General features: G+C 36.2%; 12 protein-coding genes, 1 tRNA gene, 2 rRNA genes, 1 other RNA gene and 1 other annotated feature (2 of these 17 only partly in view). Of the genes, 5 read left to right on the forward strand and 11 right to left on the reverse strand.

Annotated features, from left to right (window positions below; all coding sequences use genetic code 11):
* The 3 genes from dnaX to tadA form a co-directional block, all read right to left on the reverse strand.
* Nucleotides 1–1,631, reverse strand: partial view of a DNA polymerase III subunit gamma/tau gene (gene dnaX / locus WCV66_RS03375; protein WP_066336154.1) — the 5' portion only. It extends 55 nt beyond the left edge of the window; only the first 1,631 of its 1,686 coding nucleotides appear in the window; it begins with the start codon at nucleotides 1,629–1,631; its stop codon lies off the left edge, out of view.
* 156 nt (nucleotides 1,632–1,787) lie between these two features.
* An RNA gene (gene ffs, locus WCV66_RS03380) (signal recognition particle sRNA large type) lies at nucleotides 1,788–2,051 on the reverse strand.
* A 109-nt stretch (nucleotides 2,052–2,160) separates the two neighbouring features.
* Nucleotides 2,161–2,628: a tRNA adenosine(34) deaminase TadA gene (gene tadA / locus WCV66_RS03385; protein WP_066336150.1), complete on the reverse strand. Its 468-nt coding sequence runs from the start codon at nucleotides 2,626–2,628 to the stop codon at nucleotides 2,161–2,163.
* Between the two features lie 276 nt (nucleotides 2,629–2,904).
* Between tadA and WCV66_RS03390 the strand changes: the two genes are divergently transcribed.
* The 4 genes from WCV66_RS03390 (at nucleotide 2,905) to WCV66_RS03405 (ending at nucleotide 6,307) form a co-directional block, all read left to right on the forward strand.
* On the forward strand, nucleotides 2,905–3,453 hold the full coding sequence (locus WCV66_RS03390; RefSeq protein WP_066336146.1) for an isochorismatase family cysteine hydrolase: 549 nt from the start codon (nucleotides 2,905–2,907) through the stop codon (nucleotides 3,451–3,453).
* Between the two features lie 57 nt (nucleotides 3,454–3,510).
* Nucleotides 3,511–4,797, forward strand: coding sequence for a glycoside hydrolase family 18 protein (locus tag WCV66_RS03395; RefSeq protein ID WP_066336141.1), 1,287 nt, complete (start codon nucleotides 3,511–3,513; stop codon nucleotides 4,795–4,797).
* 207 nt (nucleotides 4,798–5,004) lie between these two features.
* Nucleotides 5,005–5,655 carry a deoxynucleoside kinase gene (locus tag WCV66_RS03400; RefSeq protein ID WP_066336137.1) on the forward strand — a complete coding sequence of 217 codons (651 nt, stop codon included), beginning with the start codon at nucleotides 5,005–5,007 and terminating at the stop codon, nucleotides 5,653–5,655.
* Nucleotides 5,639–6,307 carry a deoxynucleoside kinase gene (locus WCV66_RS03405; RefSeq protein WP_338787892.1) on the forward strand — a complete coding sequence of 223 codons (669 nt, stop codon included), beginning with the start codon at nucleotides 5,639–5,641 and terminating at the stop codon, nucleotides 6,305–6,307. Before WCV66_RS03400 ends, WCV66_RS03405 begins: the two co-directional genes overlap by 17 nt.
* A 327-nt stretch (nucleotides 6,308–6,634) precedes the next feature.
* Here the strand turns inward: WCV66_RS03405 and WCV66_RS03410 are convergent.
* The 6 genes from WCV66_RS03410 to guaB form a co-directional block, all read right to left on the reverse strand.
* Nucleotides 6,635–6,727 (reverse strand) — tRNA-Ser (locus WCV66_RS03410).
* Nucleotides 6,728–6,908: 181 nt separating this feature from the next.
* Nucleotides 6,909–8,186 carry a serine--tRNA ligase gene (gene serS / locus WCV66_RS03415; protein ID WP_338787893.1) on the reverse strand — a complete coding sequence of 426 codons (1,278 nt, stop codon included), beginning with the start codon at nucleotides 8,184–8,186 and terminating at the stop codon, nucleotides 6,909–6,911.
* Nucleotides 8,187–8,237: 51 nt separating this feature from the next.
* Nucleotides 8,238–8,461 (reverse strand) — a binding site (T-box leader).
* Nucleotides 8,462–8,523: 62 nt separating this feature from the next.
* Complete coding sequence (gene pdxT, locus WCV66_RS03420; RefSeq protein WP_066336129.1) at nucleotides 8,524–9,099, reverse strand: pyridoxal 5'-phosphate synthase glutaminase subunit PdxT; 576 nt, start codon at nucleotides 9,097–9,099, stop codon at nucleotides 8,524–8,526.
* 18 nt (nucleotides 9,100–9,117) lie between these two features.
* Nucleotides 9,118–10,005 carry a pyridoxal 5'-phosphate synthase lyase subunit PdxS gene (pdxS, locus tag WCV66_RS03425; RefSeq protein ID WP_066336127.1) on the reverse strand — a complete coding sequence of 296 codons (888 nt, stop codon included), beginning with the start codon at nucleotides 10,003–10,005 and terminating at the stop codon, nucleotides 9,118–9,120.
* A gap of 281 nt (nucleotides 10,006–10,286) precedes the next feature.
* Nucleotides 10,287–11,636 (reverse strand): D-alanyl-D-alanine carboxypeptidase family protein, encoded by a 1,350-nt coding sequence (locus WCV66_RS03430; RefSeq protein ID WP_413789626.1) that lies wholly within the window; start codon nucleotides 11,634–11,636, stop codon nucleotides 10,287–10,289.
* A 217-nt stretch (nucleotides 11,637–11,853) separates the two neighbouring features.
* The gene (gene guaB, locus WCV66_RS03435; protein WP_338787894.1) at nucleotides 11,854–13,317 is read right to left on the reverse strand and encodes an IMP dehydrogenase; all 1,464 of its coding nucleotides are present in this window, start codon (nucleotides 13,315–13,317) and stop codon (nucleotides 11,854–11,856) included.
* A 119-nt stretch (nucleotides 13,318–13,436) separates the two neighbouring features.
* On the opposite strand from guaB, the gene WCV66_RS03440 reads away from it, so the two are divergent.
* Complete coding sequence (locus tag WCV66_RS03440) at nucleotides 13,437–14,390, forward strand: YaaC family protein (RefSeq protein ID WP_338787895.1); 954 nt, start codon at nucleotides 13,437–13,439, stop codon at nucleotides 14,388–14,390.
* 228 nt (nucleotides 14,391–14,618) lie between these two features.
* On the opposite strand, the gene rrf is transcribed toward WCV66_RS03440, so the two are convergent.
* Nucleotides 14,619–14,734: ribosomal RNA gene (rrf, locus tag WCV66_RS03445) — 5S ribosomal RNA — on the reverse strand.
* An 80-nt stretch (nucleotides 14,735–14,814) separates the two neighbouring features.
* A 23S ribosomal RNA gene (locus tag WCV66_RS03450) occupies nucleotides 14,815–15,000 on the reverse strand (it continues 2,745 nt past the right edge of the window).

The following is a 15,000-nucleotide window of genomic DNA, read 5'->3' on the forward strand; positions in this document are numbered from 1 at the left end:
AAAGGATCTTCTTCTCCCTCTTGCTGGGTATCATTATCATCTTTTTGATCCCTAAGGAAGTCTTCTCTTATTTTAACCCAATCTTGTTCGGGAACGCCAACCATTTCCAAATTTTTTCCCGTAATTTCTTGCAGAATCAATTCTAGATTCGTCCGAACATTGTTATTATTTTCTGCAACCATTTTACAGTGAATTTCAAATTTAAACTTCAGCACGAATGCAGATTTAGATGCAGCGACTGGTTCACTATCGTTCAATAGAGCAGCATGAGATACTTTATTTTGTCTTTTAAGTAACTCTAATAGTTCTCCCCAGCGACTTTTGATAACCTCTAAATCATTTCTTGTCGCAACTTTAAGTATTTCCTGAATTCTACCCTCAGGAGTTTTGTAGCCACTTTTCATTGATCTTTGTTTTGGCTCATTTGGCGCTGACTGTTGTGGAGCTGAAATCCCCTGCTGCTTTAGTCGGTTCAAGTCAGATTGCAAACTATTTATCTTTTCTAATAAAGAATTGTATTCCTCTTGTTCGAATTGTGAAGATGCCACACTTTGCTGACACAACTTCACAATTGCTACCTCCAAAAAGATTCGTGGATGATTTGTCCACTTCATCTCTTGTTGACTTTTACTTAAAGTCTCAATTGTTTCATATATATCATTTGAAGGTATTTCCTTTGTTAGCTGAATGAATTGTTCATCAACTGTTACACGCTCTAAGACATCTTCTAATGTTGGTGCAGTTTGATATAAGAGCATATCTCGGTAATAGAAAATAAAGTCTTCGATAAATCGTGCTGGATCTTTCCCTTGATACATCAACTGATCAAGTGCCTGTAATGCAGTTGTAACATCCTTTTGATGAATAGCTCCAGCTATCTTTCCTATGATTCCTTGTGAAACAGACCCAGTAATGAGTAATGCTTCTTCTACTCTTACTTGTTCGTCACTATAGGAAATCGCTTGATCAAGGAGGCTTAACGCATCACGCATCCCTCCATCTGCCGCTCTAGCAATAACATCTAAAGCTGCTTCTTCGACATCAACTTGTTGATTATGTACGATCTCTTTCATTCTCCCTACGATTGCGGAAGCTGTTATTCTTCGAAAATCGAAACGTTGACAACGAGAGATAATAGTTAATGGTATTTTGTGCGGCTCTGTTGTGGCCAAAATAAAAATGACATGCTTCGGTGGTTCTTCTAATGTTTTTAACAAGGCATTAAAAGCCCCAATAGATAACATGTGAACCTCATCCACAATATATACTTTATATTGAACAGACGATGGTGCATACTTAACTTTATCGCGTATATCTCTAATTTCATCAACACCATTATTAGACGCAGCATCTATTTCAATCACATCAGAAATTGATCCATTAGTGATTCCTTTACAAGCTGAACATTCATTACAGGGTTCTGCTATTGGAGCCTTTTCACAGTTTACTGCTTTAGCAAATATTTTCGCTGCACTTGTTTTACCAGTTCCTCGAGGACCTGAGAATAAATATGCATGTGAAAATTTATTATGTAAAAGGGCATTTTGTAACGTTTTAGTGATATGTTCTTGTCCAACCACATCATGAAACAGCTGCGGTCGAAAAACACGATATAATGCTTGATAACCCACAAAAACGTCCCCCTTCATTTTCATCTACTTTATTATAACAACCATCTTTCGTTTTACAAAGCGTGTACCCGCATTTAAAAACAACTTTCATAAAAAGTTCGTATAATACAAAAACTCACTCTTAAAAAGAGTGAGTCGTTATAATAAATTTAACTGCCGTGCACCTTCCTTCGATTAGCAACCATAGGCGTTACTCAAGCAGTTAGCTCGACCCAGGCAACCCTGCGGCACATGGGAGCTTCCACTTAATGCTGCTTCCTTCCGGACCTGACATGGTTCGTGGATTCCCATTGCGCAGGACCCAGGCGTCAACACCACTTACTTGAGGCAGCCCTACAGTACACTAACCTCTAGAAGGGATTCGGCCTCGCTAGAGCGGATTGCGAGTACAGGGCACCGCTACCTCCCCGCTTAGCACGGCAAAATTGATACCATATTTAGTTGCGCCATTAAGTACGACGCATGTATTAGTATATAACCTTCAGAGATAAAATGCAACGTCTACACACTGTAAATTTCTTCTAGTTGTTCATTTTTTCTTTTTTCTTTGTCTTATCTCTTTAAAAAATTCACTTAACAACCTACCACAGGCCTCTTCCTCGACACCCTTTGTAATGTCCACCTGATGGTTGAATCTTTGATCTTGTAATAAATTCATCAATGTTCCAGCACATCCACCCTTAGGATCTGCTGCTCCATATACGACACGTTTTACCCTCGAAAGAACTATTGCACCAGCACACATTGGACAAGGCTCTAATGTTACGTAAAGTATTGCCTCCTCTAATCTCCATGTACCTAAAACCTTACAGGCTTTATCAATCGCCAAAATCTCTGCATGAGCAATTGAACGTTGATCTCTTTCACGCAAATTAAAACCAGAAGATATAACTTTCCCATCGAGAACAATGACTGCTCCAATTGGAACCTCACCAATATCTTGAGCCTTTTTTGCTTCCTCTATTGCTAAATTCATAAAATACTTATCATTATACATACATATACCCCTTATATAATTTACTATTCTGTTACAAGCTAAGAACAAAAGCGCAAGCGCCTTGATCAGCCCCGACAAGCATAAGATGATTTAGAATAGAAGGCGTCTCTTGCCTTCAATTCTAAATTAGCTTATGACCTCGAGGGGCTAGGCGCTGGAGCTGGATGTCAAAGCACAGTCCACGTTATAAAATTTTTATTAAGTCGTTAATTAAAAACAAAAGCGCAAGCGCCTGTACAAAAATTCAAACTTACTTTTGTTAAAAAGGAGAAACATATGGAAGGTCAAACAAAGCAAGCACTTCTTATCATTGATATGATAAATAATTTTCAATTTGAGCATGGTCCTATTTTAGCAAAACGAGCAAATGATATCTCTCTTCGTATCTTAGCTCTAAAAAAGAATTTAAAAAGTAATGGTTGTCCGATTATCTATGTGAATGATCATTATGAACTTTGGCAGGCAGATTTTCAAAGGATTGCCAAAAAGTGTAGAAATACATTAAGCGAAAAGATTATTCATACCATATATCCTGAAGACGATGAATATTTCCTAATTAAACCTAAACATTCCGCATTTTATGGAACAGCATTAAACACACTACTTTATAGTTTAAATATAAAAAGGCTTATTATTACGGGCATCGCGGGCAATATTTGTGTTCTATTTACAGCAAACGATGCATATATGAGAGGATATGACATTACAATTCCTTCTGATTGTATTGCATCTAATGACGAAGAAGATAATCAATTCGCTCTTAAAATGATGAAAAATACACTTAAGGCTTCAATTGTAAATAGTGAAAATGTAAAATTAAATTAACATGTACAGAACCCTCACGTCATATGATGTAAAAAAAGTATGATAAGGAGGTCGAACATGCAAATACATATTGTCCAACAAGGACAAACGTTGTATGGTATAGCACAAGCATACAGTTCATCTGTACAGGAAATTGTTCGCACAAACGAAATACCTAATCCAAATAACTTAGTTATCGGGCAAGCAATTGTCATACCAATAAGGGGAAGATTTTATTGGGTGCAGCCAGGTGATAGTTTATACAAAATTGGCCAAACATTTGGCTTTTCTCCAATTGAGATAGCTAGAGTAAATAATATCCCAATAGATCAACCCCTTTCAATAGGATTAAGATTATATTTGCCTGAAAAAAAGGAAAGAAAAGTTGAAACAAATGCATACATTGAACCAAGAGGTACAAATGTAACTCCAAATTTAGAACAAGCAGCCCGGGATGCTGCACCATACTTGACATATCTAGGTCCATTTAGTTTTCAAATACAAAGAGATGGTACATTAAAAGAACCTTTATTAAATAACTTCCCACAAATAGCGAAACAAAACAAAGTCACATTAATGATGGCAATCACAAATCTTGAAAATGATCAATTTAGTGATGAACTCGGAAGAATTGTTTTAACAAATATGGACATTCAAAATAAACTTTTAAATACTATCGTTACAACAGCGAAGAAATACGGATTCCGAGATATCCATTTCGATATGGAGTACTTAAGACCAGAGGATCGGGAAGCGTATAATCAATTCTTAAGAAAAGCTAAAAATAGATTCAATCAAGAAGGCTGGCTCCTCTCTACAGCATTAGCTCCCAAAACAAGTGCAGGACAAAAAGGCCGTTGGTATGAAGCTCATGATTATAAAGCCCATGGAGAAATTGTTGATTTTGTTGTAATAATGACATATGAATGGGGCTATAGTGGAGGTCCTCCAATGCCAGTTTCACCGATTAATTCTGTAAGAGAAGTACTAGAATATGCAATATCAGAAATGCCTAGTAGCAAAATTATGATGGGTCAAAACCTATATGGCTATGACTGGACTCTACCATTTGTCCAGGGCGGACAATATGCGAAAGCAGTTAGCCCCCAACAGGCCATTCAACTAGCTAGTAAATATAATGAACAAATTGAATATGATTATGAAGCTCAAGCTCCACACTTTAATTACATAGATGATAACAGCAAAGAACATAAGGTCTGGTTTGAAGACGCAAGATCTATTCAAGCAAAGTTTGATTTAATTAAGGAACTTAATTTACGAGGAATCAGTTACTGGAAGCTAGGTCTAGCTTTTCCACAAAACTGGCTGTTAATAACGGATAACTTTGAAGTTGAGAAAAAATAAGAGGATAAAAACGAGGATGACTTAAAATGGTCATCCTCATTTTTATTTACTTCCTCATTCTTCAAATTAGAACAAATCACTTTTATATAAAAATACTGGAAATGCAGACATTCTCTCAAAAGTTTACTCCAAAAAAGAATTGCTGTGGTAAAATGAACTTTGTCGATTTTTAAAGTATTAGTGGTTCGTTTTAAAGGAGGACCCATTATGAATATACCCTTTATCACTGTTGAGGGCCCGATTGGTGTCGGGAAAACTTCATTATCAAAGGCAATTGCCGACTATTATCAATTTCATTTATTAAAAGAAATTGTTGATGAAAATCCTTTCCTTGGAAAGTTTTATACAAACATTGACGAATGGAGCTTCCAAACTGAAATGTTTTTTCTTTGCAATCGCTATAAGCAACTAGAGGATATTAATAAACATTATCTGCAATTGAATAAATCTGTTGTAGCAGATTATCATATTTATAAAAATCTTATATTTGCAAAGCGCACATTAAAAAACGAGCAGTATGATAAGTATTTAAAGATATACAACATCTTAACTGTTGATATGCCAACACCTAATTTGATTGTTTATTTAAATGCAAGTCTTGAAACTTTACTTTCTCGCATTGCAAATAGAGGACGAGAGATTGAACGTAATATAGACCCTAATTATCTTCAACAGCTTTCAGAAGACTACGAAATAGCAATGACTCAGTGGGAAAAGGAAAACCCCTCTGTTCCTGTAGTAAGATTTAATGGCGACACCTTAGACTTTGTACAAAATAAAGGTGACTTATCATATATATTTAAAACATTGGATCAGTTTTTGCAAAAAGGAGCTATCACAAATGAATTTACGCGATAAATATAATATTCCTCATAACTCAGTTATTACAATTGCTGGTACTGTTGGAGTAGGAAAATCAACGATGACAAATGCTCTAGCAAGAGCTCTAGATTTTAAAACATCCTTTGAAAAGGTTGACTCAAATCCCTATTTAGATAAATTTTATGCGGATTTTGAACGCTGGAGTTTTCATTTGCAAATCTATTTCCTTGCAGAACGATTTAAAGAGCAGAAAAAAATATTTGAATATGGCGGGGGTTTTATTCAAGATCGTTCGATATACGAAGATACAGGGATCTTTGCCAAAATGCACTATGAAAAAGGCACCATGTCTGAAGTAGACTATGAAACATATACAAATCTTTTTGATGCTATGGTAATGACACCTTATTTCCCTCATCCAGATCTTCTTATTTATCTTGAGGGAAGCTTAGATGATATCCTATCAAGAATTAAATTACGCGGACGCCCTATGGAACAGCAAACACCTGTTGAATATTGGGAGGAAATGCATCACCGCTATGAAAATTGGATTAATAACTTTAACGCATGTCCTGTATTACGGCTAAATATAAATGACTATGATATTATGACGGATGAACAAACAATAGAACCAATTATTGAACGAATTGGTTACTTCATAGAGCAATCAAAATTACTAAAAAAATAAGAGGCTTGTTCCTCCTTCTGAAATTAGTTGGCAGAAGGATGGGACAGCCTCTTTTTTTAGGCAGACTCGCTAACTTTGTTGTTATTTACCATGTAATGTTAGTTTTTGATTGCAGCGAGAGATGATTGCTTTCCTCGGGTCGCCCGGTGAGCCTATCCGGCGTAAACGTTCGTTTAACGATGGAATAACTAGAGTAAACTCCTTGCATATGACCCACCAGTACAGGATTTTATAATTTTCAAGACAAAAAAAACCGCTACAATAGTTGTAACGGTTTTATCAATCTCCTATATTTTATGCGCTAATATAGGATTATATTTTAAATTCTGGAGGAGGAAGGGGGATTCGAACCCCCGCGGGTTTTGACACCCCTGTCGGTTTTCAAGACCGATCCCTTCAGCCGGACTTGGGTATTCCTCCGTATCGGACAAGAATTAATTTAACATATTATCGATATACTTGTCAACAATTCATAAAAACTTTTTTAAAAAATTCCATGAATATAAACTATAGTCTACTCTTTTATTTAAAACCCTATACATAGAGCTAGAGAAGTTTGGAAAATATTGATCCAAACTTCTCCTAGTACTCATTATATTAATTATAAACTAATACGTTCCTTATTCCCCATATATGGTCTTAATACTTCCGGAATTATAACTGATCCATCTTCCTGTTGATAGTTTTCTAAGATAGCAGCTACAGTTCTTCCAATTGCTAATCCTGATCCATTTAGTGTATGCACATGCTCCACTTTTGCCTTTGGATCACGTCTGAAGCGAATGTTTGCTCGACGTGCTTGGAATGCTTCAAAGTTACTACAAGAAGATATCTCACGGTACGTGCCATAGCTTGGAATCCATACTTCGAGATCATATTTCTTCGCTGCTGTAAAACCTAGATCCGCAGTACACATGCTTAATAATCTGTAAGGCAATTTTAATAGCTGGAGAACTTTTTCTGCGTGTCCTGTTAATTTCTCAAGCTCTTCATAAGAATCCTCTGGCTTAACAAAGCGAACAAGTTCAACTTTATTAAATTGATGCTGACGAATTAACCCTCTCGTATCTCTTCCTGCAGATCCTGCTTCTGAACGGAAATTTGCACTAAAAGCTGCATAGCTAATCGGAAGCTGTTCAGCCGTTAAGATTTCCTCACGATGCAAATTCGTTACTGGCACTTCAGCTGTAGGAATCAAGAAGTAATCTTCTCCAACGATTTTGAATGCATCCTCTTCAAACTTAGGTAATTGCCCGGTACCAGTCATGCTATCACGGTTAACGATGAATGGTGGCAAAATTTCAGTATACCCATGTTCGTCAACATGTAAATCAAGCATAAAGTTATAAAGTGCTCTTTCTAATCTAGCTCCTAAACCGCGATAAAATACAAAGCGACTACCAGTGACCTTCCCTGCTCTTTCAAAATCCAAAATTTGTAGTTCATCAGCTACTTCCCAATGTGGCTTTGGTTCAAAACCAAACTGTGGAAGCTCACCCCATTTACGAACCTCGATATTATCATCCTCTGTATCACCAATAGGAACACTTTCATGTGGAATGTTTGGGATAGATAAAAGTAGGCTCTCTAATTCCATTTCAACTTCACGTAATTGATCATCTAGAACCTTAATGTCTTCTCCTACTTCTTTCATCCCTTTAATTAAATGTTCTGCATCTTGTTTTTCTCGCTTTAATTGAGCAATTTGAGATGAAACATCATTACGTTTACTTTTTAATTCTTCAGCAGAAGCAATTAGTTCTCTTCTTTTTTTATCTAGTTCCTCAAATTTACCAAAGTCTGTTAAATCCTCGCCACGTTTAGATAATTTCTCTTTTACTTCTTCAAAGTTCAATCTTAAGAATTTAATATCAAGCATTATCCATTCTCCTTCACTGCTATTTTTAAACAACAAAAAACTCCCATCCCAAAAAGGGACGAGAGTTACCCGCGTTGCCACCCTAGTTAAAAATACAACATGTGTATTTTCCACTTAATGAATAACGGTCACAGCCGGAATAGCCTACTATAGCACTTAGTTAGTTCAGCAATTCATTCAAGGATGGATTCACATGCATCTAACACCGATTTCCACCAACCATCGGCTCTCTACAGATAGAATATCATGCTACTAGTTCCTATCAACACGTTTACATATAAAATTAAGTAATCATAATTTACTATAAGTTTACAGCACCTGCAAGCTTTTTATACAATTATTTTGATTCTTTTACCATATTTACAAATAATTGTGTCATGCGATGATCGTCTGTTAACTCTGGGTGGAATGAACATCCAAGGAATTGACCTTGACGAGCCGCAACAATTCGACCATTATGTTTCGATAGAATTTCGACATCTTCTCCAACCTCAACAATGTGTGGCGCACGAATAAATACTCCTACAAAATCTTCACCAACACCCGTGATCATCAATTCAGCTTCAAAGCTATCCTTTTGGCGACCAAATGAATTCCGTTCAACCGTTACATCTAGAAGTCCTAAATGTGATTCACTATAGCCTACAAGGTTTTTAGCAAGAAGGATTAAACCTGCACAAGTACCAAACATAGGCTTCCCAGTAGCAGCAAAATTCTTTAATGGCTCCATAAAGTCATATTTATCAATTAAACGACGCATTGTCGTACTTTCTCCGCCAGGAATAATTAATCCATCTACTTCATCAAGCTGGTTATGTGTTTTAACGATGATTCCTTCAGCACCACATGCTTCAATTGATCGAATATGTTCTCTTACAGCACCTTGTAAACCTAAAACACCAATTTTTAGCATTGTATAAACTCCTTTTTATTACCAACCACGCTCTTGCATTCTTTGCTCAGGTAAAAGGCTTGAAATTTCAATTCCTTGCATTGCAGATCCAAGTCCTTTTGAAAGTTTTGCAATTAGTTCATAGTCTTGATAATGTGTAGTTGCTTCTACGATTGAGCGAGCAAATTTAGCAGGATTTTCAGATTTGAAGATACCAGAACCAACAAATACTCCATCTGCTCCTAGTTGCATCATTAATGCAGCATCTGCTGGAGTTGCAACACCACCAGCTGCAAAGTTAACGACTGGTAATTTACCTTCTCTTTTGATTTGAAGAAGCAGCTCAAATGGTGCACCAAGATTCTTTGCTTCAGTCATTAATTCATCTTCACTCATCGCAGCTACTTTACGAATTTGAGCATTTACTTTACGCATATGACGTACTGCTTCAACGATATTCCCTGTACCTGGCTCACCTTTCGTACGTAGCATAGAAGCACCCTCAGCGATACGGCGAGTAGCTTCTCCTAAATCACGGCAGCCACAAACGAATGGTACTGTGAAATCACTTTTTAAAAGGTGGTATTCTTCATCTGCAGGTGTTAATACTTCACTTTCATCTATGTAGTCTACACCCATTGCTTCAAGAATACGAGCTTCAACGATATGGCCAATACGTGCTTTTGCCATAACTGGAATTGAAACAGCGTTCATAACTTCCTCAACAATAGTTGGGTCTGCCATTCTTGCTACGCCACCAGCTGCACGGATATCAGCAGGAACACGCTCAAGGGCCATTACTGCTACCGCACCAGCCTCCTCAGCAATTTTAGCCTGCTCTGCATTGATAACGTCCATAATGACGCCACCTTTTTGCATTTCCGCCATTCCGCGTTTAACGCGATCAGTACCTGTTGTATTACTCATTATGTTTTGTCCCCCTTATGTAATTTCCTATTGTAGGATTTGTAATAGAGTGTTTAAAAATCATCTAAGCTATATTTTATCCTAACTTTCAAAAAAATCCTATCAAAATAAATGCAATTAGTAAAACTATTCGTAAATCATACACTATTCTAGTATTTTACCTCCATATGATTTCCATCTTAGCGCAAATTATTAATGTCATTAGTAATTTCCTCTATAAGGAAAGTAGAGTTTTAAGTAGAATAGATAAAAAAAGGCCCCCTATAATAGGAGCCCTTTCACTAAAACCAACCTTTTACTGTATCTGTTACAGTTCCCCATAGACCGCTAAAGAAACCTCCAATTCCTCTCATTGATAATACAAACCAGTTTGCTTTATCAACAGCTTCTTTCGTAATAAGATCTACTTGAGGCGTTTTATTTTTTTCTATAAAGCCTAATGCACTACCTGTTCCGTCATAATTAACTAGCATAGTTCCAACCTTTTGGTCTTTCTTAACAGGAGCAGTTAACTCACCTTTTTTTGTTAGCTGACTTTCATCAATTTTAAAAGCTGGCTTGTAAGCTTTTTCCTCACCGTTTTTTACTACAAGAGTCAATGCATCTTTAGTCTGAATAGATACATTATCTTCTTTACCTTTTACAACAGGTATTGAAGATTGATTTTTAATTTGATAATTAGCTGGGAATACCTCTTTAACTGAAAAATTATTGAAGGCATAATTCAGCATTTTTTTCGTTTCAACAAATCTTGATTCATGTAATGATTTACCCTCAGCATTCATTACGACAGATATTACTCTCATACCATTTCTAACAGCAGTTGCAGTAAAACATGAACCAGCATTATTTGTAGAACCTGTCTTTAAACCATCCACACCTTCATACTCATAAACTAATCCTGGAAGCATCCAGTTCCAGTTTGGCATGTTTGTTCTATCATCTGTACCTTCTCTAAATACCTTCTTAGGAGTGCTTGCCGTCTCTAAAACTTTTGGGAAATCTTGAATTAATTTTTGAGAGAGTAATGCCATATCACGAGCAGATAATTGGTTTTCTGCATCTGCACTTGTTCCCTCAGGATGCATCCCTTGAAGATCTTCATTTTCCAAACCTGTTGCATTAACAAATTCATAGTTTGTTAGACCAAGTTCTTTCGCTTTTTCATTCATCGTTTTTACAAAAGCTGATTCCGAACCTGCTATAATTTCAGCTAATGCAATTGCTGCACCATTTGCTGAATAAATTGCCATCGCTTCGTATAATTCTTGTACTGAATAAGAACCATCCTGTCTTAAAGGAACATTAGAAAGGCTAGTATTTTGGGAAATTTTATATACATATTCACTAGGCGTATACTTCTGATCCCATTTAATTTTTTTATCCTCAATCGCTTCTAATACTAGATATTCCGTCATAACCTTAGCCATACTCGCTACTGGTAGTTTTTCATCAATATTTTTCCCATAGAGGATTGTACCAGTCGTTTCCTCAATAATGATTGCTGAGCCTGCATTAACCGAAATCGGCTCCTCTGCAGCACTTACAATAGAATATGGGGCAAAAGCTGAAATGACAAATGTGAACGCAAATAGAATCGCGATCAACTGTTTAAATCTTAAGTTGCTCAATGTTATACCTCCAGATTAATTTTTTATCTATATTTAAACATCAGTTTATTTTCGTTATGTTATAATTTGGAAAATCAAAACAAGTTCTTCCTAACCCATACCAAACAACAAGATTGATTTTATCATATAAAGTCCAAAAAAAATAGACAGAGTACAAGACTCTGCCAAATGTTATAGTTCTGTCATATTTAACGAACTATTTGTCATGCATGGAAAATTATAGTGAATAGTTTGGTGCTTCTTTTGTAATTTGTACATCATGTGGATGACTTTCCTTTAAACCCGCTCCTGTCATACGTACAAACTGTGTGTTTTCTCTAAGTTCTTGAAGGTCTTTTGTACCACAGTATCCCATACCAGATCGAATGCCACCTACAAGCTGATAAATTGTCTCTGATAACGGTCCTTTATACGGAGTTCTTCCTTCAATTCCTTCAGGAACAAACTTCTTGTTGTCTTCTTGGAAATAACGATCTTTACTTCCCTTTTCCATTGCAGCAACTGAACCCATTCCTCGATATACTTTAAAACGTCTTCCTTGGAAAATCTCCGTTTCTCCAGGACTTTCAGAAGTACCTGCAAGAAGACTACCTAACATAACAGCATGACCACCTGCTGCAAGAGCCTTTACCATATCTCCGGAATATTTGATTCCACCATCAGCAATGATGGATACCCCGTGTTTTCTTGCTTCAGTAGCACAGTCATATACAGCTGTAATTTGAGGAACACCTACACCAGCTACAACACGTGTTGTACAAATTGATCCAGGCCCAATTCCAACTTTTACAACATTAGCACCTGCTTCAATTAATGCCTTTGTAGCCTCAGCAGTGGCAATATTACCTGCAATAATATTCAAAGTAGGGAATTCATCACGGATTGCTTTTACTGTCTCTAAAACCCCTTTTGAATGACCATGTGCAGTATCAACAACAATTGCATCTACACTTTTTTCTACTAACTTTTTTACACGCGTCATTGTATCTGCAGTTACCCCTACAGCCGCTGCAACTATTAAACGACCATGTTCATCTTTAGCTGAATGCGGGAACTCAATTACCTTTTCAATATCCTTTATGGTAATTAACCCCTTTAATACACCATCATTATCTACAAGAGGTAGTTTTTCAATTTTGTGCTTTTGTAAAATACTCTCTGCATCTTTTAATGTTGTCCCTACATCTGCTGTAACAAGATTTTCCTTCGTCATCACATCGTAGATTTTTATAGAGAAGTCTTGGATAAAACGCATATCACGATTTGTAATGATTCCAACTAACTTTTGTTCTTCAGGGTTGTTTACAATTGGAACACCAGAAATTCTATATTTACCCATTAAATGTTCAGCATCAAACACTTGATGTTCTGGAGTTAAATAAAATGGATCTGTAATAACTCCCCGTTCAGACCTTTTTACTTTATCAACCTGCTCTGCTTGCTGCTCAATTGACATATTTTTATGAATAACACCTAAACCACCTTGTCTTGCTATTGCAATCGCAAGCTCTGCCTCTGTTACAGTGTCCATACCAGCACTCATAATTGGAATATTAAGCTTTAAGCTAGGTGTTAACTTTACACTTAAATCGACATCCCTTGGTAATACCTCTGATTTAGCTGGTACTAATAATACATCATCAAACGTAAGGCCTTCTTTAGAAAATTTTTGTTCCCACATAGTAAATCCCCCTTTTTTCGGCAAAATATTATTAGTAGATTATCAACAGTCATACCGACTGTCAAGGAAGGATTAAAGAGTTTAAATATTTAGAATTTTATAATTGGAGTGTACAATTAATGAATACACAGGTTTGGGAACGCTTACTGTCCTATCATTCAACAGAAACAGTTCAAAAAAAACTGGAAAAAACTTATGAAAAATTTTTGTATGAAAATTCAAAAAAACTGGAATATGATAATTGTTTACGGTTTGTTTATTTTCTAAAACATGGTGAAAATTTTTTCACACAGGCTAATCAGTCACCACCTGCCATTCAACCAATGCTACTGTTTTATGGTATATCACAATTAATAAAAGCATGTCTTATCATTATTGATCCAGAATACCCTTCAACTTCATCAGTCCTTGCTCATGGTGTTTCAAGTAGAAAGCGAAAAAAACAACAATATCATTTCTTGGAAGATGAAATAAAAATTCAAAGAAATGGTTTATTTTCACATGTGGCAAATAAAATATTTCAAATTAATCATTTAGAGGCAGAAAAGTATTCAATGGAGTTACTGCTTAAGCAAATTGCTGAAATGAATGAGGTTTTTTCATTCCATCATTCCCAAAAAACTTCTGTTCTAGTTGATCAAGATCATGATCAATTTTTAATTACTGAAAGTGTTGCACAACTGTTTCATATGTCACCAAAACGTTTGGCAGAATTTCTTGAAGAAAGATATTTATTTGAGTTTGATAAAAGTAATACTGAAGGCATTGTTCTTCTTAAAAGTGTGAACTCAATGGCAACTTATAATTGTATGCCATTTTCATATCATCTTGAGGAGGGAAATTTCTACCTTCCAACGTCACGAGAGGTATTGCTAAAGATTCCAGAATTACTTGTTCATTATCTATTGTTATATAATTTAAGTATGATTTCACGATATGAAACGGAATGGTGGTATGAGCTCCTTTTAGGTGCATCAAACGATGATTATCCTTTCATTTTGCGATACATGGAAATTGCAAAACGAAAAATCCCATATTTTATCTTGAATTTCTTAGAACATAATCTTAAATAAACCCATCTTAATTTGTTATATTTCTGCATATATGAGCTAGTATTCCTGCTAGCTCTCTGTGTTTTTTTGATTAAGTGGTGTACGTCCTTATACCTCTTTTAAAATACTATATGCTTCTCCCTAGCCTCAGGCTAGTAGGTTAAATTTGTCTTCAGTTTTAAATAATAAACCTTGCGGTTTAGAAAATATCAAAAAAGACCAGTATCTCTACTGATCTTTTTCTCGCTTACCTGGCAACGTCCTACTCTCACAGGGGGAAACCCCCAACTACCATCGGCGCTGAAGAGCTTAACTTCCGTGTTCGGCATGGGAACGGGTGTGGCCTCTTCGCCATCATTACCAGATAATTTATGAAATTGAAGGGATGTTCCTTCAAAACTAGATAACGATTAACAATTCAATTCACTTTATTTAACGCCTTTATTAGGTTAAGTCCTCGATCGATTAGTATCTGTCAGCTCCACACGTCACCGCGCTTCCACCTCAGACCTATCAACCTGATCATCTTTCAGGGATCTTACTAGCTTACGCTATGGGAAATCTCATCTTGAGGGGGGCTTCATGCTTAGATGCTTTCAGCACTTATCCCTTCCGCACATAGCTACCCAGC

Source organism: Metabacillus rhizosphaerae, from assembly GCF_037201795.1.
GTDB classification, from domain to species: Bacteria; Bacillota; Bacilli; order Bacillales; family Bacillaceae; genus Metabacillus; species Metabacillus rhizosphaerae.

Excerpts from the sequence above, each read along its gene's own strand:
- WCV66_RS03400 (WP_066336137.1), top strand. The coding sequence starts at position 5,005 with ATGAATATACCCTTTATCACTGTTGAGGGCCCGATTGGTGTCGGGAAA.
- serS (WP_338787893.1), bottom strand. The coding sequence starts at position 8,186 with ATGCTTGATATTAAATTCTTAAGATTGAACTTTGAAGAAGTAAAAGAG.
- pdxS (WP_066336127.1), bottom strand. The coding sequence starts at position 10,005 with ATGAGTAATACAACAGGTACTGATCGCGTTAAACGCGGAATGGCGGAA.
- WCV66_RS03440 (WP_338787895.1), top strand. The coding sequence starts at position 13,437 with ATGAATACACAGGTTTGGGAACGCTTACTGTCCTATCATTCAACAGAA.
- WCV66_RS03390 (WP_066336146.1), top strand. The coding sequence starts at position 2,905 with ATGGAAGGTCAAACAAAGCAAGCACTTCTTATCATTGATATGATAAAT.
- tadA (WP_066336150.1), bottom strand. The coding sequence starts at position 2,628 with ATGTATAATGATAAGTATTTTATGAATTTAGCAATAGAGGAAGCAAAA.
- WCV66_RS03405 (WP_338787892.1), top strand. The coding sequence starts at position 5,639 with ATGAATTTACGCGATAAATATAATATTCCTCATAACTCAGTTATTACA.
- guaB (WP_338787894.1), bottom strand. The coding sequence starts at position 13,317 with ATGTGGGAACAAAAATTTTCTAAAGAAGGCCTTACGTTTGATGATGTA.
- WCV66_RS03395 (WP_066336141.1), top strand. The coding sequence starts at position 3,511 with ATGCAAATACATATTGTCCAACAAGGACAAACGTTGTATGGTATAGCA.
- pdxT (WP_066336129.1), bottom strand. The coding sequence starts at position 9,099 with ATGCTAAAAATTGGTGTTTTAGGTTTACAAGGTGCTGTAAGAGAACAT.